17 protein-coding genes are annotated in these 23,209 nt (G+C 66.4%); 12 read left to right on the top strand and 5 right to left on the bottom strand.

All coding sequences use genetic code 11. The annotated features are described in order from the left end of the window. Positions 1–57 precede the first annotated feature (57 nt). From M2428_RS03470 to M2428_RS03460, 3 genes are all read left to right on the top strand, one after another. Positions 58–1,344: a GNAT family N-acetyltransferase gene (locus M2428_RS03470; RefSeq protein WP_277523764.1), complete on the top strand. Its 1,287-nt coding sequence runs from the start codon at positions 58–60 to the stop codon at positions 1,342–1,344. Positions 1,345–1,602: 258 nt separating this feature from the next. Next, entirely contained in the window at positions 1,603–3,078 is a 1,476-nt protein-coding gene (gene rpsA, locus M2428_RS03465) for a 30S ribosomal protein S1 (protein WP_026537355.1), read from the top strand. A gap of 548 nt (positions 3,079–3,626) precedes the next feature. After that, positions 3,627–4,058, top strand: coding sequence for a VOC family protein (locus M2428_RS03460; RefSeq protein ID WP_277523760.1), 432 nt, complete (start codon positions 3,627–3,629; stop codon positions 4,056–4,058). Positions 4,059–4,324: 266 nt separating this feature from the next. Here M2428_RS03460 and M2428_RS22225 read toward each other — a convergent pair whose 3' ends face one another. After that, positions 4,325–4,561, bottom strand: coding sequence for a GNAT family N-acetyltransferase (locus M2428_RS22225; protein WP_346780718.1), 237 nt, complete (start codon positions 4,559–4,561; stop codon positions 4,325–4,327). Between M2428_RS22225 and M2428_RS22220 the strand changes: the two genes are divergently transcribed. Then, complete coding sequence (locus tag M2428_RS22220) at positions 4,508–5,014, top strand: hypothetical protein (RefSeq protein WP_346780722.1); 507 nt, start codon at positions 4,508–4,510, stop codon at positions 5,012–5,014. The genes M2428_RS22225 and M2428_RS22220 overlap by 54 nt on opposite strands. Here M2428_RS22220 and M2428_RS03445 read toward each other — a convergent pair. After that, the gene (locus tag M2428_RS03445; RefSeq protein WP_277523758.1) at positions 5,007–5,708 is read right to left on the bottom strand and encodes a YigZ family protein; all 702 of its coding nucleotides are present in this window, start codon (positions 5,706–5,708) and stop codon (positions 5,007–5,009) included. The genes M2428_RS22220 and M2428_RS03445 overlap by 8 nt on opposite strands. A gap of 22 nt (positions 5,709–5,730) precedes the next feature. On the opposite strand from M2428_RS03445, the gene coaE reads away from it, so the two are divergent. From coaE to M2428_RS03430, 3 genes are all read left to right on the top strand, one after another. Beyond that, on the top strand, positions 5,731–7,041 hold the full coding sequence (gene coaE, locus M2428_RS03440) for a dephospho-CoA kinase (RefSeq protein ID WP_277523756.1): 1,311 nt from the start codon (positions 5,731–5,733) through the stop codon (positions 7,039–7,041). 40 nt (positions 7,042–7,081) lie between these two features. After that, positions 7,082–9,163, top strand: a complete 2,082-nt coding sequence (uvrB, locus tag M2428_RS03435) for an excinuclease ABC subunit UvrB (protein WP_277523755.1) — start codon at positions 7,082–7,084, stop codon at positions 9,161–9,163. Between the two features lie 162 nt (positions 9,164–9,325). Further along, positions 9,326–10,354: a TerC family protein gene (locus M2428_RS03430; protein WP_277523753.1), complete on the top strand. Its 1,029-nt coding sequence runs from the start codon at positions 9,326–9,328 to the stop codon at positions 10,352–10,354. Between the two features lie 116 nt (positions 10,355–10,470). On the opposite strand, the gene M2428_RS03425 is transcribed toward M2428_RS03430, so the two are convergent. Genes M2428_RS03425 through M2428_RS03415 form a run of 3 tightly spaced genes read right to left on the bottom strand, consistent with a single transcriptional unit; the run spans position 10,471 to position 15,018 of the window. Continuing rightward, entirely contained in the window at positions 10,471–11,829 is a 1,359-nt protein-coding gene (locus M2428_RS03425) for an alpha/beta fold hydrolase (protein WP_277524520.1), read from the bottom strand. A 19-nt stretch (positions 11,830–11,848) separates the two neighbouring features. Continuing rightward, complete coding sequence (locus M2428_RS03420) at positions 11,849–12,421, bottom strand: GNAT family N-acetyltransferase (RefSeq protein ID WP_277523751.1); 573 nt, start codon at positions 12,419–12,421, stop codon at positions 11,849–11,851. A 50-nt stretch (positions 12,422–12,471) separates the two neighbouring features. Beyond that, a complete protein-coding gene (locus M2428_RS03415) occupies positions 12,472–15,018 on the bottom strand; it encodes a DEAD/DEAH box helicase (RefSeq protein WP_277523749.1) in 2,547 nt (848 codons plus the stop codon). A 143-nt stretch (positions 15,019–15,161) separates the two neighbouring features. Here M2428_RS03415 and M2428_RS03410 point away from each other — a divergent pair, with 143 nt between their 5' ends. The 5 genes from M2428_RS03410 to uvrA all read left to right on the top strand — a co-directional run bounded on the left by M2428_RS03410 (position 15,162) and on the right by uvrA (position 23,172). Next, complete coding sequence (locus M2428_RS03410) at positions 15,162–15,941, top strand: trans-aconitate 2-methyltransferase (protein ID WP_277523747.1); 780 nt, start codon at positions 15,162–15,164, stop codon at positions 15,939–15,941. A 134-nt stretch (positions 15,942–16,075) separates the two neighbouring features. Continuing rightward, positions 16,076–17,812 (top strand): ABC transporter ATP-binding protein, encoded by a 1,737-nt coding sequence (locus tag M2428_RS03405; protein WP_277524519.1) that lies wholly within the window; start codon positions 16,076–16,078, stop codon positions 17,810–17,812. A 113-nt stretch (positions 17,813–17,925) separates the two neighbouring features. Further along, positions 17,926–19,767: an ABC transporter ATP-binding protein gene (locus M2428_RS03400; protein WP_346780717.1), complete on the top strand. Its 1,842-nt coding sequence runs from the start codon at positions 17,926–17,928 to the stop codon at positions 19,765–19,767. Further along, a complete protein-coding gene (locus M2428_RS03395; RefSeq protein WP_277523744.1) occupies positions 19,764–20,156 on the top strand; it encodes a GntR family transcriptional regulator in 393 nt (130 codons plus the stop codon). Before M2428_RS03400 ends, M2428_RS03395 begins: the two co-directional genes overlap by 4 nt. Positions 20,157–20,223: 67 nt before the next feature. Then, positions 20,224–23,172 carry an excinuclease ABC subunit UvrA gene (gene uvrA, locus M2428_RS03390; protein WP_277523742.1) on the top strand — a complete coding sequence of 983 codons (2,949 nt, stop codon included), beginning with the start codon at positions 20,224–20,226 and terminating at the stop codon, positions 23,170–23,172. The last annotated feature ends 37 nt before the right edge of the window (positions 23,173–23,209 follow it).

The following is a 23,209-nucleotide window of genomic DNA, read 5'->3' as shown; positions in this document are numbered from 1 at the left end:
CCGGTTCCGGCGCCGCCGGGACCTCAGGATTTGTAGGATTCTCAGGGGGAGAAGCACGTGGCAGAAAAGTACGAGCTCAGGCGGTTCCGCGCGGTCGAAAAAGACTCGGCGGAGTACGAGCAGGGCACCGCGTGGCTGCGGGGAGTCGGGATCGGCTTCTATGACGAGCCGCGCAAGGACGACTTCGTGGACAAAATCATGGCCATGTATCTCGTGGACAACCGTGAGATGACCGGCGTCTACCAGGCCGACGGCGTTGCTGCCCACTCGCTGGCGGCCGAGGTCCCGGTGGCGACTTTCGCCACCCTGCGGAAGGACCTGAACATCGGCTACGGCCGGCAGCTCGAAGCCCAGCTCGTCACGGCCGTCACTGTGCGCGGGACCCACCGCCGGCAGGGACTGCTCCGGCGGATGATGACCGAGGACCTTGCCGCGGCGAAGGCGGACGGCGTCGCACTTGCGGCACTCACTGCCTCGGAGGCCTCGATCTACGACCGGTTCGGTTACGGTGTGGCCACCTTCGAGCGCAGCGTGAAGGTCGATACCGGGCCGCGCTTCCGCCTGCGCCATGTGCCGGTCGGCTCCGTGGAGATTGCCGACCGCAAAGTCCTCCTGGAGCTTGCCCCGGAGGTCTTCGGACGGGCCCACGGCTCCATGCCGGGATCGATCTCGCGGCAGGAGGCGTACCGGCTGCGGTCCTCGGGCATGCTCGGCCGCGACGGCGGCGAGGACGAGGCCATCCGATGCGCCCTGCACTACGACGCGGCGGGCACCGTGGACGGGTACGTTTCCTATAAGTTCGCCGGGTGGGACACCAAGCCGTACACCATGGAGATCGTCGACCTCGTGGCGGCGACCGACGCCGCATACCTGGAACTGTGGCAGTTCCTCGGCAGCATCGACCTCGTGGATCGGATCAGCTGGCAGGACGCCCCGGTGGACGACCCCCTGACCTGGGCGCTGGAGGACCCGCGCTGCGTCGAGTCCTCGGACCACCGGGACATGCTGTGGCTGCGCGTCCTGGACTCGGCCCGCGTGCTGGGGGCCCGCCGCTACTCCACGGACGGGACCGTCGTTCTTGCCGTACGCGACAGCCTCGGCTTCGCGGCCGGCACCTTCACCCTCACAGTCACCGGGGGAGAGGCCACGGTGACGCCGGCTCCGGAGGCTGAGCCGGACCTGTCGCTGGACGTCGCGGATCTCGGGTCCATCTACCTGGGCGCCGTCTGTCCCGTGACCCTGAAAGCCGCCGGCCGGATCACCGAGCACACGGCCGGGGCGGCGCTGACAGCGCGGCTCATGTTCGCCGTCGAACGTTCACCGCACTGCCCCACGCACTTCTAGGCCTCCGGCCCGCGGCGCTTCAGCCGGCACCGACGGCGTCGCTGGTCGGGACGCGAACGGCCCCGCGCGCTTTGACCGGCGTTCGCGGAAACGACTAGACTAAACGGGCGTGCACTACGTGCGCGCATCTACAATCCACAAAATCAGGATGACCCGGCGGAACGCTTGCTGTGACGCCGTGTGCTTTGCCTGCATTCCATAATGCCGGCGAAGCGGTTTGCCTGACCGACTAACTATCCACAACGGAGCCCCTACTACATGACCATCACCTCCACCGAGAAGCCCGGTACCCCCGTAGTCGCCATTAACGACATCGGTACCGCTGAGGACTTCCTCGCAGCTGTCGACGCCACCATCAAGTACTTCAACGACGGAGACCTCGTCGAAGGTACCGTCGTCAAGGTCGACCGCGACGAAGTTCTGCTCGACATCGGTTACAAGACCGAAGGTGTCATTCCCTCCCGCGAGCTTTCCATCAAGCACGACGTTGACCCCGGAGACGTCGTCTCCGTTGGGGATCAGGTCGAAGCCCTGGTGCTCACCAAGGAAGACAAAGAAGGCCGCCTGATCCTCTCCAAGAAGCGTGCTCAGTACGAGCGTGCCTGGGGCGACATCGAGAAGGTCAAGGAAGAAGACGGTGTTGTCACCGGTACCGTCATCGAGGTTGTCAAGGGTGGTCTTATCCTCGACATCGGTCTGCGCGGCTTCCTGCCCGCATCCCTCGTCGAGATGCGCCGTGTGCGCGACCTCGCTCCGTACATCGGTCAGCAGATCGAAGCCAAGATCATCGAGCTGGACAAGAACCGCAACAACGTTGTTCTTTCCCGCCGTGCATGGCTCGAGCAGACCCAGTCCGAGGTCCGCTCCACGTTCCTCAACAAGCTGGAAAAGGGCCAGGTTCGTCCCGGCGTCGTTTCCTCCATCGTCAACTTCGGTGCCTTCGTGGACCTGGGCGGCGTAGACGGCCTGGTTCACGTTTCCGAGCTGTCCTGGAAGCACATCGACCACCCGTCCGAGGTTGTCGAAGTTGGCCAGGAAGTCACCGTCGAGGTTCTCGAGGTCGACCTGGACCGCGAGCGCGTTTCCCTGTCGCTCAAGGCTACGCAGGAAGATCCGTGGCAGACCTTCGCCCGCACCCACGCCCTCGGCCAGGTTGTTCCGGGTAAGGTCACCAAGCTGGTTCCGTTCGGCGCGTTCGTTCGCGTTGAAGACGGCATCGAAGGCCTGGTCCACATCTCCGAGCTCGCCGTGCGCCACGTTGAGCTGGCCGAGCAGGTTGTCTCCGTTGGCGACGAGCTGTTCGTCAAGGTCATCGACATCGACCTCGAGCGCCGCCGCATCTCGCTCTCCCTCAAGCAGGCCAACGAGGGCGTCGACGCCGACAGCACCGAATTCGATCCGGCACTCTACGGCATGGCCGCAGAGTACGACGAAGAGGGCAACTACAAGTACCCGGAGGGCTTCGACCCGGAGTCCAACGAGTGGCTTGAAGGCTACGAGAACCAGCGCGCCGCCTGGGAGCAGCAGTACGCTGACGCCCAAACCCGCTGGGAAGCCCACAAGAAGCAGGTTGCCCAGCACGCTGCCGACGACGCTGCAGCTGCAACGTCCGGCGAGAGCGATTCCGGCACCACCAGCTACTCCTCCGAGCCGGCTGCAACCGAGACCGGTGCAGGCACGCTTGCTTCGGACGAGGCTCTTGCCGCTCTGCGCGAGAAGCTGACCGGCAACTAATTGCCCGTGTTCCTCATGGAGTCCGCTCCCTGAGGCCAGGCAGTTTGTAGCTTGAAGGTGGCCGTCCCCTCGGGGGCGGCCACCTTTCTTTGTGTGGATCGCGTCTTTGTGTGGATCGTGGTGCGGACATGCCCCGCGGCTGCCCTCACCACCGGACATGCTCATTTTTGAAGCCCTCTCCCGGGGGACATGCCCATTTTTGGAGCTCGCCCGTGGGCATGTGTGGATTGTGCCCGGTCCTGGCTCCGAGCGCTGGACATGTCCAGTCCTGGGAGGCCCGCGCCATGCCCTGGCGCCGGACATGCCCCGCGGCTGCCCGCACCACCGGACATGCTCATTTTTGAAGCCCTCTCCCGGGGGACATGCCCATTTTTGGAGCTCGCCCGTGGGCATGTGTGGATTGTGCCCGGTCTTGGCTCCGAGCGCTGGACATGTCCAGTGCTGGGTGGCCCGTGCCAAGGCGGGATGTGGGCTCCTTGACGGCTGCCCGGCGTTGAGCGCAAACTCGGCAGGTTGAGATTTTCGCCGACGACGATGAGGGGACTTCCATGGCTGATACTTCAGAGGCTGTTGAATCGCAGGACACAGTCAGAGCTGCGGGCCCGTGGCCGCGGGGCATCGGTGCCGTCACCCTGTTTGTCGAAGACTTGGCCCTGGCGAAGGGCTTCTATGAGGCAGTCTTCGGGTTGCCGCTCATTTTCGAGGACGATGTCTCTGCTGTTTTCAAGTTCGAGAACACGTTGATAAACCTGCTCGACGTCTCCGAAGCTCCCGAGCTCATCCGGCCAGCCGCAGTGGCCAGAGCAGATTCCGGTGCCCGAATGCAGTTCACCATCGAAGTGGACGACGTCGACGCCATGTGTGCCGAGTTGGCCCGCCGCGGAGTCGAACTGCTCAACGGCCCAATGGACCGGCCCTGGGGTATCCGCACCGCCTGCTTCCGCGACCCTGCCGGATACATCTGGGAAATTGCCCACTAGAAGTTGGCCCAGACTGACCGCTTAGGTTCGCGCGACGAGCATGTCCTTTGCTGGGTGCGTGGACGGGCATAAGGGAAATGGGCCCACTGTTCGCAGCCACGGGAGGGCATGTTCAGTCATCGATCCGAGGCTTGGGGCTGGCCACGGGAGGGCATGTCCATTGCTGGGTCCGTGGGATGGGCATAGGCGGAATGGGCGCATTGATCGCAGCCACCGGAGGGCATGTCCGGTGGCGGGAGGCGAGTCCGGCCCCGGATGCCATGCCGTCAGTGCAGCGGGATTTTGCCTTTGACTGGCACCGTATCCGTCTCCGAGGCCGCACCGGTCACTAGTTCGGCGCCCGCGGATTTCAGCAGCGCGAGGGCACCCACATTGCCGGCCGTGGTTTCCGCCACTAGGACGGCTGCACCTGCAGACGCGGCCCGATCCTTCACAAGGCGCAGCGCCTCGTGGCCCACGCCACGGCCACGGAAGCTCCGCGCGAGCCAGATTCCGGTTTCCAGCGCCCCGCCGCCAGCCCCACCGGCAACCCCGCCACCAACCCCGCCAGCAGCATCAGCCCCAGCACCAACCCCGCCGTCGGCAGCATCAGCGCCAGCCCCAGCCCCGCCAGCAGCATCAGCCCCGGCACCAACCCCGCCGCCGGCACCACCAGCCCCACCATCAACCGCCCCAGGCGGCTTCGTGTCGGTCCGCCTCAGCCGGACGGACCCTGCCAGTTGCCCGTCGCAGCTGATGGCCCAGCTCTTCTGACCCGCGGGACCGTCCAGACCGGCTGCGGCGGCGCGGTGGAATTCGCGGAACCAGCTGATCCGATCGGTGTTCCAGCCGGGGGTCGTACCCAGCGGCGGAGTGACCTCGTCGGCGTCGGCGTCCCGGAGCGCAAGTTCCAGAAGCTGCTCGAGAAGGGCTTCGCTGACGTCAAGCAGCGCGACCGCGGGCACGGGCTCAGCTGATGGGGACATCGATCCACTCCGTTTCTCCGGGCAACAGCGATGCGCTGCCGGCTGACATCGCGGCCACGTGGTCCGCGGCCCGGGCCAGTTCTTGCGGATCATCCGGCAGCGCCAGCCTCAGGACAGTAGTCTGCGCCTCGTAACGGGTTTCGGCCATGACATACCCCGCGGCGCGCAGATCATTCTCCAGCCGCCCGGCCACGGCGTGCTGCACCGGCACCGAGCAGATTCGCAGCCGGCGGCGCCGCACGAGAGGCGCGAACTCCAGCGCCCCGGACACGGATTCGGAATAGGCGCGCACCAGGCCGCCGGCTCCCAGGAGGATGCCGCCGAAATAGCGCACCACGATCGCGGCGACGTCGCTGAGGTCGGCGACGCCGGGCGCGGTCTCCCGCTTCAGCAGCGCTTCGAGCATGGGGAGGCCAGCGGTCCCGGACGGCTCGCCGTCGTCGTTGGACCGCTGCACGTCCCGGTCGGGGCCGAGCACGAAGGCGAAGCAGTGATGCCGTGCGTCATGGAATTCCCGGCGCAGGCGGGTCAGGGCAGCGCGGGCGGCGTCCTCGTCCGGAGTGCGGGCAAGGACGGTGATGAACCGGGACCGCTTGACCTCGATTTCGTGGCGGAACTCGGACCCCGCGGCGAGGGTGGTGTAGACGGCCGTCCTGCTCTCGGGGGTTTCCGCCGCATCTGCCACCGGTTCAGTTTAGTCTGGTGAGGTGTTGAAGATCGGGTTGACCGGCGGAATCGCCTCGGGGAAGTCCATGGTTGCCGCGCGCCTGCGGGAGCTCGGCGCAGTACTTGTCGACGCCGACGCGCTGGCCCGTGAGGTGGTGGAGCCAGGCACGCCCGGGCTGGCAAGCGTGGCCGCCGCCTTTGGTGCCTCCACCCTGACGCCGGACGGCCGGCTGGACCGCGCCCGGCTGGGTGCCCTGGTCTTCGGCGATCCGGAGCGCCTGGCCGTGCTCAATGGGATCATCCACCCCTTGGTGCGGGAGCGCGCCGCAGCGATTGTTGCCGCCGCCCCGGCCGGCGCCGTCGTGGTCCAGGACATCCCGCTGCTGGTTGAAACCGGACAAGGGAAGAAATTCCACCTGGTGGTCGTGGTGGATGCCCCGGACGACGTCCGGATCCAGCGCATGGCCGAACACCGCAACATGAGCATCGATGAGGCGCACGCCCGGATGAGCGCCCAGGCGAGCCGCGGGGACAGGCTGGCCGCGGCGGACGTCGTGCTGGAGAACTCCGGCACCCCCGAGGAACTCATGCAAGCGGTCGACACGCTGTGGGAGCAGCGGCTGACGCCGTTCGCGGTGAACCTCAAGGAACAAAGGATTGCCCCGCGGACGGAAGGGCCGGTCCTCGCCCCTGCCGATCCGGCCTGGGCCGCCCAGGCCGGCCGGCTGGTTGCCCGGCTGCAGACCGTGGTTCCGCGGGATGTCCTGGCCGTGGACCACATCGGGTCCACGGCCGTCCCGGGCCTTGACGCCAAAGATGTGATCGACCTCCAGCTGAGCGTCCGCGACCTCGACGCCGCGGACCGGATCGCTGCGCTGCTGGCCGACGCAGGATTCCCGCGCTGGCCCGGCATCATCGCCGACAACCCCAAGCCCGCTCACCCGGATCCCGCCGACTGGGGCAAACGGCTGCACGGCAACGCCGATCCCGGCCGGCCCGTGAATCTTCACCTCCGCGCGGCCGGCTCCCCGGGCTGGCGGTACGCACTGTGCTTCCGCGACTGGCTCCGCGCCGATGCCGGGGCCCGGACGGACTATGTCGCCGAGAAGAAGCGGGTGGCCGGCCTGCACGAGACGGACAGGTCCACTGCCGGCTACGCGGCGGACAAGGAGGGCTGGTTCACCGACTACGCCGCGCCCCGGATGGAAGCGTGGGTGCAGCGCACGGGATGGGAGCCGCCGTCGTACCCGGATGATGAGAGGGCGGACGACGGTGGAGCGGACGACGGCGGAGCGGGCACCGTCAACGACGCCGCCGGCGGCACCGTCAGCCCGGGTACCGCCCAAAGCTGAATCAGGACATCCTGTCGCAGCCCGGCGGTAGATTAGGAACATGAGTCTTGCCCAGGAAATCAACCGCGTCGTGGCGCCCTTCGAGGTCATCAGCGAGTTCCAGCCGGCGGGTGACCAGCCGGCCGCCATCGCCGAACTGACCGAGCGCATCAAGAACGGCGAAAAAGACGTCGTGCTGCTCGGCGCCACCGGTACCGGTAAGAGCGCGACGACGGCCTGGCTGATCGAGCAGGTCCAGCGTCCCACCCTGGTGATGGTCCAGAACAAGACGCTCGCCGCGCAGCTGGCCAACGAATTCCGGGAACTGCTGCCGAACAACGCGGTGGAATACTTCGTCTCCTACTACGACTACTACCAGCCCGAGGCCTACGTCGCCCAGACGGACACCTTCATCGAGAAGGACTCCTCCGTCAACGAGGAAGTCGAACGGCTCCGGCACTCCGCCACCAACGCGCTGCTGACCCGCCGCGACGTGATCGTGGTGGCTACCGTCTCCTGCATCTATGGCCTGGGTACCCCGGAAGAATACATCGCCGGCATGGTGACGCTCCGCAGGGGCGCGGAGATGAACCGCGACGACCTGCTCCGCAAATTCGTCTCCATGCAGTACACCCGCAACGACATGGACTTCCACCGCGGCACGTTCCGGGTGCGCGGCGACACCGTGGAAATCATCCCGATGTATGAGGAACTGGCGATCCGGATCGAGTTCTTCGGGGATGAGATCGAGAACATCCAGACCCTTCACCCGTTGACCGGCGAAGTGCTCCGGGACGAGACCGAAATGTACGTCTTCCCCGCCTCGCACTACGTCGCCGGTCCGGAGCGGATGGGCCGGGCGATCAAGAGGATCGAAGACGAACTGGCCGAGCGTCTCGCGGTGCTGGAAAGCCAGAACAAGCTGGTCGAGGCCCAACGGCTCCGGATGCGCACCACCTACGACTTGGAAATGATGCAGCAGATGGGGTTCTGCAACGGCATCGAGAACTATTCCTCGCACATTGACGGCCGCGCCCGCGGGACAGCGCCGCACTGCCTCATCGATTACTTCCCGGACGACTTCCTCCTGGTAATCGACGAATCCCACGTCACCGTCCCGCAGATCGGCGCCATGTACGAGGGCGACATGTCCCGCAAACGCAACCTCGTGGACCACGGCTTCCGGCTGCCCTCGGCGATGGACAACCGCCCGCTCAAGTGGGACGAGTTCCAGGACCGGGTGGGCCAGACCGTCTACCTCTCAGCCACGCCGGGCAAGTACGAGCTCGGCAAGTCCGACGGCTTCGTCCAGCAGATCATCCGCCCCACCGGCCTGATCGACCCCGAGGTCGTCGTGAAGCCCACGAAGGGGCAGATCGATGACCTCTTGGGGGAAATCCGGACCCGCACCGGGAAGAACGAGCGGGTCTTGGTCACCACCTTGACCAAGCGGATGGCCGAGGACCTCACGGACTACCTGCTGGGCCATGGCGTGAAGGTGGAGTACCTGCACTCCGACGTCGATACCCTGCGCCGCGTGGAACTCCTACGCGAACTGCGGATGGGTGTCTTCGACGTCCTGGTCGGCATCAACCTGCTCCGTGAAGGCCTTGACCTCCCGGAGGTGTCGCTGGTCAGCATCCTGGACGCGGACAAGGAAGGCTTCCTGCGCTCCTCGACGTCCCTGATCCAGACCATCGGCCGTGCCGCCCGCAACGTGTCCGGCCAGGTGCACATGTATGCGGACCGGATCACCGACTCGATGGCCCACGCCATCGACGAGACGAACCGCCGCCGCGCCATCCAGGTTGCCTACAACACGGAGAAGGGGATCGATCCCCAGCCGCTCCGGAAGAAGATCGCGGACATCACCGACCAGCTGGCCAAGGAAGACGCCGACACCCGCGAGCTGCTGGCCGCGGCAGGCAAGAACCGCGGCAAGGGCAAGGGCGCCGCGCACATCCGCGCGGACGGCCTGGCAGCCGCGCCGGCGGAGGACCTCGTTGGCCTGATCGAGCAGCTGACCGAACAGATGCACGCCGCAGCCGGGGAGCTGCAGTTCGAGCTCGCCGCCCGGCTCCGCGACGAGGTGGGGGAATTGAAGAAGGAACTGCGGCAAATGCAATCCGCGGGGCACGCCTAGGGTAAACTCGGACAAACGTAGGGGAGTATCCCAAGCGCTACGATCGTCAACACGCACGGCTACGATGCCGTGCCGGGCGTAGCGGGCAGCCAGGCAACGTCATGCGCCAGCGGTCGGAGAGACTTACACCGCTGAGCTGTACCCTACGAAAGGTATTTTCCCGTGCCCGAGCTTCCCCTATGGTTTGAGATCGGCTCGTTTGTCGTCCTCGGCGTCATCCTTGCCATCGACCTGCTGATGGTCCTCAAACGCCCGCATGAGCCCTCCATGAAAGAAGCCGGGTTGTGGGTTGCGTTCTACGTGGCCCTGGCCCTGGTCTTCGCAGGCGCCATGTTCGCCTTCACCGGCCCGGAATTCGGCGGCCAGTTCATCGCCGGCTGGGTGACGGAATACAGCCTGAGCATTGATAACCTGTTCGTCTTCATCATCATCATGGCGCGCTTCTCGGTACCGCGTAAGTACCAGCAGGAAGTGCTCATGGTGGGCATCATCATCGCCCTCATCCTGCGCGGTATATTCATCATGCTCGGCGCGATCGTGATCGAGCAGTTCAGCTGGGTGTTCTACATCTTCGGCGCTTTCCTGCTCTGGACCGCCTGGAAGCAGGCCCAGGACGAGGGCGAGGACGAGGAAGACAAGGAAAACCCGCTGATCGCCCGGATCCGCAGGGTCCTGCCGATGTCCGAGAAGTTCGACGGCGGCAAGCTCCGCACCGTCGTCGACGGCAAGAAGGTCTTCACCCCCATGCTGATCGTCTTCGTGACCATCGGCATGACCGACCTGCTCTTCGCCGTCGACTCCATTCCGGCCATCTTCGGCCTCACCCAGAGCGCTTTCATCGTGTTCACCGCGAACATCTTCGCCCTGATGGGGCTGCGGCAGCTGTACTTCCTGCTCGGCGGCCTCATGAACCGGCTCATTTACCTCAAGCACGCCCTGTCCGTGATCCTGGCGTTCATCGGCGTCAAACTGGTCCTGCACGCCATGCACGTCAACGAGCTGCCCTTCATCAACGGCGGCCAGCACATTGAATGGGCGCCGGAGATCCCCACTTACGTCTCGCTCGGAGTGATCATCGGCACCATCGTCATCGCGGTGGTCGCCAGCCTGATCAGCTCCAAAGCGTCCAAGTCTAAGTTGGACGCCCGGCTGGAAGAAGACTCCCGCAAGAGCCTGAGCGACGTCGACTAGCAGCGCACCGCCGGGTTCCCGGCAACTCACAGCAGTACGGCGCTGGACCTTCATGGGTCCAGCGCCGCACTTGTTTTGGGGCCGGCCGCCCTCAGTTCAGTGGAGCCTGTGCCAGGTCACCGGCGGACGGAACGGGCCATTCCCAGCAGGCGCCCGAAGATCGCCTCGCCGTCGTCCGCGATGCCGTCATGGTGGAACTCGGCGGACTCCCACACGTGCAGGCCCCGGACGGCGGCCGCTGTTTCCAGGGAGAGCTCGCGGTCCACGTAGATGTCGTCTGTGTAGACGGCCGCGGCGACGGGCACGGAATTCAGCGCCAGTCTCTCCGGATCGTACAGCGGAGCCCAGTCGTCCTTTTCCGCGAGGAGCCGGGCCACGTCCTGCAGCGGTCGCAGGGCGGGGTCCTGCTCGAAGTACCAGGGGTAGACCATTTCCCCGGTCAGGAGCGGCTCAGCGGCGTCCGGACGGAACTCCGGGAACTCCTCCAGCACGCGCCAGGCGGCCCAGTTGGTGGCCCCCGCCTGGCCATAAATGGATTCGTGCATCAAAGCGTACAAGGGGTTCGCGGCCCGGGACACGAGGCCCCTAACCTGTTCCAGGAAGCCGTCCGAGAGGCGGTCGCCGTCGGGGGTGGCCACGAAGGCGTCCTCGAGCAGGTGGTGCAGCGCGTCCACCCGGGTGTTGCCGCCCAGGAACGAACCCACCATCTGGAACCGTTCCACGGTGAGCCGGCAGCCGTCGGGCAGGAACTCCTCCGTGTCCCGCAGGTGCCGGGCGATCCGGGTGATGGCGGCCCGGTCCTCGGGGTACCAGTCAAAATATTCGGCGTTCCGGGCCGCGACCCGCTGAAAAGTCGCCCGGTACACACGGTCCGCGGCGCCGCCCAGCGGGGCCAGGCCGCCCGTCACGAGCACCTCGTGCAGCCCCTCGGGGGCGAACGACAGGTAGCTGAGCGCGCAGAACCCGCCGTAGCTCTGGCCGTAGATGGTCCAAGGGGCGGAGCCCAGGGCGGCCCTGATGGCTTCGGCGTCGGCGACGATGGAGTCGGCGCGGAAGTGCGTCAGATAGCGGGCCTGGTCCACGTCGGTGCCGCGCAGGGGCAGCGTGTTGCGGTCGACGGCCGAGGACAGGCCGGTGCCGCGCTGGTCCAGCATGAGGATCCTGAAGTCCCTCGCGGCGGCCTTGCTCCAGCCGCCCAGGGACGGGAACCGGTTGCCGCGGCCGCCGGGACCGCCCTGCAGGAAGAGCAGCCAGGGAAGCTCGGCGGCGTCTTCCTCGCTGTGTTCCGTGGACACGTACTCGCGGGCGAACACCGAAATGGTCTCACCGCGGCTCCCCGCCTCGCTGAAGTGGTCCAGGGGGACCTGAAAGTAGTGTTCAGCGGTCCGCATTCCACGGTAGGTGTGGCGTGCCCGGACGCTGTGCCGGACGTTGCGCCGGGCGCTGGGCGCGGACTCCAAAAGGGAGGCTCCCATGAGCCCCGTCAGCGGAAGATCAGCCACGGGTGGCCGCCTCGCGGGAACCGGCGCGGGAACCAGCGAGGGAGTCTGCGCCCGTTGCTGCGCCAGATACTGGGCCGGAAACTGGGCAGCCGCCGCCGAAAGCCGCCAGCGCCGCACCGGCGAGGCGGAACGTGGACCATTCCTCCATTGGTGCGGCGCCAAGCTTCTTGTAGAACTGGATGGAGGGCTCGTTCCAGTCCAGGACACTCCATTCGACGCGCGCATAGCCGCGGTCGACGGCGGTCGCGGCCAGGTGCTGCAGGAGTGCCTTGCCGTGGCCCTCGCCGCGGGCCTCCGGCCTGACGTAGAGGTCCTCCAGGTAGATCCCGTGGACGCCTTCCCACGTGGAGTAGTTCAGGAACCAGAGGGCGAAGCCCCGCACCTCGCCGGCCGCGTTCTCCGCCATGGTGGCGAAGACCCTCGGATTCTCGCCGAAGAGGGCCTCGGTGAGCAGTTCCGGGGTGTTCCGGACGGCGTCCGGTTCCTTCTCGTAGAGGGCGAGGTCGTGGATCATCTGCAAGATGGCAGGGACGTCAAGAGGCGCGGCAGGCCGGATTACACTCATTATTCGAGTTTACCCGCGGCGCGAACCGTCCCCGGGCCGGCGCCCGCCGGTTAGAGGCGGTTAACGTCCGTGACGCGGACGACGGCGGTCCCGGACTCGTCCGAGGCCGCCAAATCCACCTCGGCGGAGATGCCCCAGTCGTGGTTCCGGGCCGGATCGTCAAAGATTTGCCGGACCTTCCACACGCCGGGTTCCTCGGTGATGATCAGCAGCCCGGGGCCGCGGGCGTCCGGGCCGGTGCCGATGTCGTTGTGTTCGTCGAAGTAGTCATCCAGGACATCCTCCCAGCGCTCCGCGTCCCAACCGGAACCGGCGTCGAGCTCGCCCAAGGTGGTGGCGGCTTCATCGGCGAACAGCTCCACGCGCCGGAACATCTCGTTGCGCACCATCACCCGGAAGGCCCGGATGTTGGAGGTCAGCGACGGCGGCGGGGGCGGGGGAGCGTCGTGCGGTGTCGGCGCCGCGCCGGACGTCAGTTCTTCCCATTCGTCGAGCAGGCTGGAGTCCACCTGGCGGACCAGTTCGCCCAGCCAGGCGATGAGGTCCTCGAGGTCCTCCCGGAGGGCATCCTGCGGGACGGTCTGGCGGAGCGCCTTGAAACCGTCGGCGAGGTAGCGCAGCACGATCCCTTCCGAGCGGGCCAGGCCGTAGAACTGGACGAATTCGCCGAAGTTCATGGCGCGCTCGTACATGTCCCGGACCACGGATTTGGGGGCGAGCTCGAAGTCGCCGACCCAGGGCGCGGCCTTGCGGTAGACATCGAAGGCCTCGCCGAGGATCTCCGCGAGCGGCTGCGGGTAGGTGACCTCCTCGAGCATCGCCATCCGCTGGTCGTACTCGATGCCGTCGGCTTTCATCGCCGCGATGGCCTCGCCGCGTGCCTTCTTCTGCTGTGCGGTCAGGATCTGGCGCGGCTTCTCCAGGGTCGCCTCGATCACGGACACAACGTCCAGGGCGTACGACGGCGACTCCGGGTCCAGCAGCTCCAGCGCGGCGAGGGCGAACGGGGATAGGGGCTGGTTGAGGGCAAAGTTGGCCTGCAGGTGGACCGTGAGCCGGACCGACCGTCCGTCCGCCCCCTGCTCTTGCGGCGGGATTCGCTCCACGACGCCGGCAGCGAGCAGCTCACGGTAGATGCCCAGGGCTTTCTTCATGAGCCGCAGCTGGGCCGGACGGGTCTCGTGGTTTTCGGTGAGCAGGCGGCGGGCTGCCTGGAAGGGGTCGCCGGGGCGTTCCATGAGGTTCATGAGCATCGCGTGCGTCACGGTGAAACTCGACGTGAGGGGATCCGGAACAGACTCGACCAGCCGCTTGTAGGTCGGTTCGCCCCAGGACACGAAACCTTCCGGCGGCTTCTTCTTGACCACCTGGCGCAGCTTCTTCTGGTCGTCGCCGAACTTGGCCGTGGCCTTGGCCATCGCCTTCACGTTCTCCGTCACGTGCTCCGGGGCCTGGACCACCACGGTTCCGGCGGTGTCATAGCCGGCGCGTCCGGCCCGGCCGGCGATCTGGTGGAATTCGCGGGAGTTCAGCAGCCGGGTGCGGACGCCGTCGTACTTGCTCAGGGCCGTGAGCAGCACGGTGCGGATGGGCACGTTGATGCCGACCCCCAGGGTGTCCGTGCCGCAGATGACCTTCAGCAGGCCGGCCTGGGCAAGCTGTTCGACCAGCCGGCGGTACTTCGGCAGCATGCCGGCGTGGTGGACGCCGATGCCGTGCCGGACCAGCCGGTTGAGGGTCTTGCCGAAGCCCGCGGCAAAGCGGAACCCGGCGATGAGCTCGGCAATCTTGTCTTTTTCCTCGCGGGTGCAGACGTTGATGCTCATCAGGTTCTGGGCCCGGTCGATCGCTTCGACCTGGCTGAAGTGGACCACGTAGACCGGGACCTGCTTGGTGGCGAGCAGCTCCTCAAGGGTCTCGTGGACCGGGGTCTGCTCGTAGTAGTAGTGCAGCGGAATGGGGCGTTCTGCGGAACTGACCGTGGTGGTCGCGCGGCCGGTCAGGTCGCGGAGGCCGTCCTCGAAACGGCTGACATCGCCGAGGGTCGCCGACATCAGCAGGAACTGCGCCTGGGGCAGTTCCAGCAGCGGCACCTGCCAGGCCCAGCCGCGCTGCGGGTCCGAGTAGAAGTGGAACTCGTCCATGATGACGGCCCCGAGTTGGGCCGCCGCACCTTCACGCAGGGCGATGTTGGCCAGGATTTCGGCGGTGCAGCAAATGATCGGGGCGTCCTGGTTGACGCCGGAGTCGCCGGTGATCATGCCGACGTTGTCCGCACCGAAGATCTCGCAGAGGGCAAAGAACTTTTCCGAGACGAGGGCCTTGATCGGGGCGGTGTAGTAGCTGCGCTGCCCGCGGGCCATGGCCTGGAAATGCGCGGCGATGGCCACGAGGGATTTTCCGGATCCGGTCGGCGTGGCCAGGATGACGTTGGAACCGGCGGCCAGCTCCATGATGGCCTCGTCCTGGGCGGTGTAGAGGGCAAGGCCGCGGGTCTCGGTCCACTCGACAAACCGGGTGTAGAGCTCGTCCGGGTCCAGGGCCGTCCTGCCGGGGACTCGGGCGGCCGGGGCGGGGAGCTGATCAACGAGTTTCATTGCTTTCCAGCTTAGTGCCCGCGTAGTGCCCGCGGCACCGGCGGGAGCCTGCGCCACACGCAGCGACCGTACGCCTCCTTGGCTGGCCTACGGGGCGGGGCTAGGCTTCAGGGAGGACGACTTTGCCCGGAACTGGAGGCGCAATGAAGTGGGATCCCGAGAAATATGTGCAGTTCGGGGATTACCGTGACAGGCCATTTTTTGACCTGACGGGGCGGATTCATGCCGAAGCCCCGCGGCACGTCGTGGACCTCGGCTGCGGTCCCGGCAACCTGACCGCGACGCTCGCGGACCGGTGGCCGGGCGCCCAGGTGGTGGGCCTGGACTCTTCGCCGGAAATGCTTGCCACCTCGAAGGATTACGCCGCCGCGGCGGCCAACCTCTCCTACGAACTGGCCGACATCGCGCACTGGCTGCCGTCCGGAGACACGGACGTGGTGGTCACCAACGCCGCCTTGCAGTGGGTGCCCGGCCACCGGAAGATGTTGCCCGCATGGCTCGATGCCCTCAAGCCGGGCGCCTGGTTCGCGCTCCAGGTGCCGGGGAACTTCAACGCCCCGTCCCACACCCTGATGCGGGAACTGGCCGAGTCCCCGGCCTGGGCGGGGCGGCTCGCCGGGGTTCTGCGCCACGAAGACGTGGTGGGGGAGGCGGCGGAATACCTGGAGATCATGCTCGACGCCGGTTGCGCCGCCGACGCTTGGGAGACAACTTACCTTCAGCTGCTCCCTGGCGCCCACCCCGTTTTGGAATGGGTCCGTGGCACTGGACTCCGGCCGGTCCTCGCGGCCCTCCCCGAGGACGAGGCCAGGGAGTTCGAAGCCGAATATTCGGCGCAGCTGGACGAGGCGTATCCCGCGGGCCGGCACGGGACCGTCTTCCCGTTCCGGCGCACGTTCGCGGTGGCGCAAAAAACCGGGTGAGCGGCGTGTCTGCCGGATGACACGAAGCACTCCGGAATGGGGCTTACAATGACGTGGCGGTATGGGGGCAGCCGTTAGGCTGATTCCATTCCGGGCCCTGGACTAGTTATGGAGGTTCGGTGCTTATAGGCCTGATGTCGCGGCTGCTGTCCGCGCACAAGGGAAGCGTGCTGGCCATCGCTGTGCTGCAGCTCGTCCAAGCCACTGCCAACCTCCTCCTGCCCACCCTGAACGCCGCGATCATCGACGACGGCATCATCGGCGGGGACAAAGGCGAAATCCTCCATCTCGGCGGCTGGATGGCCGGAATCGCCGCCGTTCAGGTGATCACGGCCATCGCGGCCGGATATTTGGGCGCCGTCGTCGCCATGGAGATCGGCGGCCAGCTGCGGCAGGAACTTTTCGCGAAGGTGCAGTCCTTCTCCTCCCAAGAGGTCAGCGCTTTCGGTGCGCCCAGCCTCGTCACCCGGGCCACCAACGACGTCGCCCAGATCCAAAACCTCGCCATCTTGGTTTTCATCATGCTGATTGCTGCGCCAGCGATCTTCATCGGCGGTATCGTGCTGGCCGTGCACCAGGACGTTGTGCTGTCCTGGATCGTGGTGGTGGTGATCCCGGTCCTCACGGTGATCATGACAGTAATCGTGCGCCGCCTGATTCCCCTGTACCGGCAGGGCCAGGGGCTCCTTGACCGGATCGGCCGGGTGCTGCGTGAGCAGATCATCGGCGCCAACGTCATCCGCGGCTTCGTCCGGCAGGACCACGAAATCCGCCGCTTCGATGAAGCCAACAAGGACCTTACCCGGAACAACCTGAAATCCGCCCTCCTGGTCGCCGCCATGATGCCGATGATCATGTTCGTGGTCAACCTGTCTTCCGTGTTCGTGGTGTGGTTTGGCGGCCACCGGATCGACGCCGGCGAAATGCGGCTGGGGGCGCTGACGGCGTTCATCGCCTACATCTTGCAGATCCTGATTGCCATCATGATGGCGATGTACGTCTTCATGACAGCCCCCCGGGCGGCGGCGTGCGCCGAACGGATCCGCGAGGTGCTGGACACGGAACCGGCCATCGCGGATCCGGCCACCCCCGCCGGCAGCGCCCCTGCCGGCAAGACAGCACACTCCGGCAGCACTGTCGGTTTCCGGAACGTGTCCTTCGCCTATCCCGGCGCCGAAGCGCCCGTGCTGGACGGCGTCTCGTTCACCGCCAGGACCGGGACCACGACGGCGATCATCGGCGCGACCGGCAGCGGCAAGACGACGCTCCTGAACCTGCTTCCCCGTTTCCTCGACGCGACCACCGGCGGGATCAGCATCGGCGGGCGCAACGTGCGGGCCATGCCGCTGGAGGTCCTGCGGGACCTGATCGCCATGGTCCCGCAGCAGTCCTATCTCTTCACGGGCACGGTCGCGGATAACCTCCGGCTCGGCTCGCCCGCCGCGGACGAGCCCGAATTGTGGCAGGCGCTCGAGGCCGCCCAGGCCGCCGATTTTGTCCGCGCCCTGCCATTAGGACTCGAAGCGCCCGTGAGCCAGGGCGGCACCAACTTCTCCGGCGGCGAACGGCAACGCCTGTGCATCGCGCGGGCACTGCTGAAGAAGGCCCCCGTCTACCTGTTCGACGACAGCTTCTCGGCCCTGGACTACGGGACCGACGTCAGGCTCCGCGCGGCCATCGAGCCCCTGTTGCGCTCGGCGACCGTGCTGATCGTGGCCGAACGGGTGTCAACAATCGTGGACGCCGGGCTGATCCTCGTTCTGGAGGACGGCCGCGTCGTCGCGCAGGGGACGCACAGCGAACTGATGGAGTCTTCGCCCAGCTACCAGGAAATTGCCGATTCCCAGCTGGTCCTGGAGGAAACCCCGTGAGCCGCGGGGGGGCACACCGCGCCGGGACTACTGCGGGGGCGGCCGTCCCGGAACGCATCAAGTGGCAGACCGCCGCCCGGTTGCTGCGCCTGCTCCTGCCGCTGAGATGGCGGATGGCCGGTGTTATCGCCGCCACCTGTGCGTTCGTGACACTCAACGTGGCGGCCCCGAAGGTCCTGGGCGACGCCACCGACGTCGTCGTCGCGGGCTTCCTGGGCGGCTCCCTCGACGAGCAAGCTTTGGCCGAGCGGCTCCTGGCGGTCTCTGCCATGTATGTTGGGGCGTCGCTGTTCAGCTGGATCCAAGGCAGCCTGACCGCCACGGCGGTGCAGCGTCTCAGCTACGGACTCCGCGGCTCTGTGGAACAAAAACTCCACCTGCTGCCGTCCAGCCATTTCGAGGAGCAGCGCCGCGGCGACGTGCTCAGCCGGGCCACGAACGACGTCGACAATATCTCCCAGGCGCTCAACCAGCTGCTGAACCAGCTGATCATGTCCATCCTCATGCTCTCCGCCGCACTCGCCATGATGCTGTGGCTCTCGCCCCTGCTGGCACTGATCGCGGTCCTGTCGGTACCGGTGTCCACGGCCATCACCGTGCTTGTGGCCCGGCACTCCCAGGCCCACTTCAAGGAGCAGTGGAGCAGCACGGGGGCGCTGAACGCCCAGCTCGAAGAGTTCTTCACCGGGCACGAAGTGGTTAAGGCGTTCGGCCGGCAGGAGGCCTCGGCGGTGAGCTTCCGGGAGTGCAATGACAAGCTCACGCGATCGAGCACCCGCGCCCAATACTTGTCCGGCATCGTGCAGCCACTGTTGACGTTTGTTGCCAACCTCAACTACATTGCGGTGGCCGTTGTGGGGGCGCTCCAAGTGACCGCGGGGGCGATGACCATCGGCGGTATCCAGGCTTTCGTCCAGTTCTCCCGCCTCTTCAGCCAGCCTGTGGGCCAGATCGGCGGAATGCTGAACCTCATGCAATCCTGTCTGGCCTCGGCCGAGCGCGTGTTTGAGCTGCTTGATGCTCCGGAGATCCCGCCGGACAGTGCAGTGCCGGCCGTTGCGGCCAACGGCGCCGGCAAGCTTCATCGCGCCGCCTCCCCGCGAAAACTTCACGTCCCGCGCAAGTCCTCCAATGGGCGCAAATCCCGTGCCCCGGGCACGTCCCAGGTCCCAACGAATTGGGGCGCGGTGGCCGGCCGGGTCACGTTCGAGCACGTCAGCTTCAGTTACAGCCCCGGCACCCCCGTGGTGAAGGACCTCTCCTTCACAGTGGAGCCGGGACAGACTGTGGCAATCGTTGGACACACCGGAGCCGGCAAAACCACCGTGGTAAACCTCCTGATGCGCTTCTACGAACTCGACTCCGGGCGGATCCTGGTGGACTCGACCGACATCGCCACCGTCCCGCGGGACGAGCTCCGCAGCGCCTTCGGCACCGTCCTGCAGGATGCCTGGCTGTTTACCGGCAGCATCCGGGAGAACATCGAATACGGCCGGCCCGGTGCCACCGACGCCGACATCGTGTCGGCGGCGCGCGCCAGCCACGTGGACCAGTTCGTCAGGTCCCTTCCGGCGGGCTACGCCACGATGCTCGGCAACGACGGCGACTCGCTAAGCCGGGGCCAGCGGCAGCTGGTCTCGATCGCGCGGGCGCAGATCGCCGGGCGCAGCATCCTGGTGCTCGACGAGGCGACGAGTTCCGTTGACAGCCGTACCGAGGTGCAGATCCGGCATGCGATGGAGCGGCTGCGGGAAGGTCACACGAGCTTCGTGATCGCGCACCGTTTGTCCACGGTGCGGGACGCTGATCTAATTCTCGTCATGGACCATGGACGAATCGTTGAACACGGGACCCATCAGCAGCTGATGGCCAGGCGCGGGCTCTACAAGGATTCGTACGAGGCGCAGTTCGCCGGTCGCGAACAGGTCCCGGCCGTCCAGGAGGCGGAACAGTGAGTCCCACGGATACCGCGGGGGAGCGTTTCCCCGGTGCCTGGCGGACCAATCCGGCCAGCTCCGTGCCCCTCTTCGAACAGCTCCGGCTGTACGTCATTGAACGCGCCGACAACGGCACCCTCGCACCGGGCACCAAGCTTCCGGCGGTGCGGAGCCTCGCCGGCGAACTGGGCGTGGCACCCCACACCGTGGCGCGGGCCTACAAGGAACTCGAGGCCGCCGGCGTCGTGGTGACGCGGGGCCGGAACGGCACCGTTGTATGTGCCCGCGATGCCGCCTGGAGCTCGCTGTCCGCCGCCGCCGCCGAGTTCGCCGCGGCTGCCAAAGCCCAGGGCGCGAGTTTCGCCGAGGCTGTGCAGTTGCTGGCCGCCGCTTACGACCGCCAGTAGCACATCCGGCGCTGCCCCTGGCGCGCAGAATAGTTTTTCGAAGAAGTTTTCGATTAGCATTAGATTCGTGCCTAAAGCTGTAGCTGAAGATCCAGCCGTTGAAGTCCATTCCACCGTCGAGCCGCTGGCAGCCCGGGATGCCGCGCCGTCCCGCCCCGTTTTGAAGCGTCCGGACATGACGCGCCTGGTAGTCAAGGGCGCCCGCGAGCACAACCTGCGCAACGTGGACCTGGACCTGCCCCGCGATGCCATGATCGTGTTCACCGGCCTGTCCGGCTCCGGTAAGTCCTCCCTCGCGTTCGACACCATCTTCGCTGAGGGCCAGCGACGCTACGTCGAGTCGCTCTCCGCCTATGCCCGGCAGTTCTTGGGCCAGGTGGACAAGCCCGACGTCGACTTCATCGAGGGCCTTTCGCCAGCGGTCTCCATCGACCAGAAGTCCACGAGCAAGAACCCGCGCTCCACTGTGGGCACCATCACCGAGATCTACGACTACATGCGCCTGCTCTGGGCCCGCGTGGGCCGGCCGTATTGCCCTGTCTGCGGGGAGCTCGTGGCCAAGCAGACTCCGCAGCAGATCGTGGACCAGTTGCTCGAGCTCCCGGACGGCACGCGCTTCCAGGTGCTGGCACCCGTGGTCCGCGGCCGCAAGGGCGAATTCGTCGACCTCTTCAAGGAACTCACCGCCAAGGGCTACTCGCGGGCCCGTGTGGACGGCGAGCTGGTCCACCTGAGCGATCCGCCGAAGCTGGGCAAGCAGTTCAAGCACACCATCGAAGTGGTGGTGGACCGCCTGGTGGTCAAGGAAGGCATCAGCCAGCGCCTGACCGACTCCGTCGAAACCGCCCTCGGACTGGCGGAGGGCCGTATTTTGGCCGAATTCGTCGACCTCGAAGCGGACGACCCGGAGCGGATCCGGGCGTTCTCCGAACACCTCGCCTGCCCCAACGAGCACCCCCTGGCGATCGACGAAATCGAGCCCCGCTCCTTCTCGTTCAATAACCCTTTCGGCGCCTGCAGCGCGTGCAGCGGCATCGGCACCAAGCTGGAAGTCGACGAGGAACTCCTTATCCCCAACCCGGAGCTCTCGCTCTCCGAGGGGGCCGTCGCGCCGTGGTCTCTGGGCACCGCCACCACGGAGTACTGGAACCGGCTGCTGGCCGGCCTCGCAGACGAGCTCGGCTTCTCCATGACGACGGCGTGGGAGAAGCTCGACGCCGACGTCCGGCAGACGGTCCTGCACGGCAAGGACCACAAAGTGGTGGTGCAGTACCGCAACCGCTTCGGCCGGGAACGCAAGTACAGCACCGGCTTTGAGGGCGTCGTGCAGTACGTCCACCGCAAGCATGGCGAGACGGATTCGGACTCTGCACGCGACCGCTACGAGGAGTACATGCGCCAGGTCCCGTGCCCGGCCTGCAACGGCGCACGGCTGAACCCTGCCTCCCTCTCGGTGCTGATCAACGGCAAGTCAATCGCCGAGGTCGCCGCGCTGCCCATGCGTGACTGCGCAGAGTTCCTCGACAACCTCGTCCTCACCGGCCGCGAAGCCCAGATCGCTCACCAGGTCCTCAAGGAAATCCAGGCCAGGCTGACCTTCCTTCTCGACGTCGGACTCGAATACCTGAACCTGGAACGGCCCTCCGGCACCCTGTCCGGCGGCGAAGCCCAGCGCATCCGGCTGGCCACCCAGATCGGCTCCGGCCTCGTGGGCGTGCTCTACGTCCTCGACGAGCCCTCGATCGGCCTGCACCAGCGGGACAACCGCCGCCTGATCGAAACCCTTACTAGGCTCCGGGACCTCGGCAACACCCTGATCGTGGTGGAGCATGACGAGGACACCATCCAGGAGGCCGACTGGGTAGTGGACATCGGACCGGGCGCCGGCGAGCACGGCGGCATGGTGGTCCATTCCGGTTCTTACCAGGCCCTGCTGGAAAATACGGATTCACTCACCGGCGATTACCTCTCGGGCCGGAAGAAAATCGAGATCCCCAAAAAGCGGCGTAAGTACGACAAGAAGCGCGAACTCAAGGTGGTCGGGGCCAAGGAGAACAACCTCCTGAACATCGATGCCAGCTTCCCGCTGGGCCTCTTCACCGCCGTCACCGGCGTCAGCGGCTCGGGCAAGTCCACCCTGGTGAACGAGATCCTCTACAAAGTGCTCGCCAACAAGCTCAACGGCGCCAAGCAGGTGGCCGGCCGGCACAAGTCCGTTCAGGGCCTCGAGCACTTGGACAAGGTGGTGCACGTCGACCAGAGCCCCATTGGACGCACCCCGCGCTCGAACCCGGCCACTTACACCGGCGTGTTCGACCACATCCGGAAGCTCTTCGCCGAGACCACCGAGGCCAAGGTCCGCGGCTACCTGCCGGGCCGGTTCTCCTTCAACGTCAAGGGCGGCCGCTGCGAGGCCTGCTCCGGCGACGGCACGCTGAAGATCGAGATGAACTTCCTGCCGGACGTCTACGTCCCCTGTGAGGTCTGCCACGGCGCCCGGTACAACCGCGAAACCCTGGAGGTGCACTACAAGGGCAAGACCATCGCGGACGTGCTGAACATGCCCATCGAGGAAGGGGCCGAGTTCTTCGCGGCCTTCTCACCGATCGCGCGGCACCTCAACACGCTCGTCGACGTCGGCCTTGGCTACGTCCGGCTGGGCCAGCCCGCCACCACGCTCTCCGGCGGCGAGGCGCAGCGCGTGAAGCTCGCGGCCGAACTCCAGAAACGCTCAAACGGCCGCAGCGTCTACGTCCTGGACGAGCCCACCACAGGCCTGCACTTCGAGGACATCCGCAAGCTCCTCATGGTGCTGCAGGGCCTCGTGGAGAAGGGCAACACCGTGATCACGATCGAGCACAACCTCGATGTCATCAAGAGCGCGGACTGGATCGTGGACCTCGGCCCCGACGGCGGCTCGGGCGGCGGCCGGGTGATCGCGTCCGGAACGCCGGAGCAGGTGGCCAAATCGAACGAAAGCTACACGGCCGCGTTCCTCGCCGAGCTTCTCGCCTGAACACCTGCCGGGGACCGTGCGGGCGGGAAAGGGCATG

Source organism: Arthrobacter sp. ES3-54, from assembly GCF_029504395.1.
Taxonomy (GTDB): Bacteria; Actinomycetota; Actinomycetes; order Actinomycetales; family Micrococcaceae; genus Arthrobacter.
The sequence above is the reverse complement of the archived record's forward strand: the minus strand, read 5'-3'. Positions and strand labels throughout refer to the sequence as shown.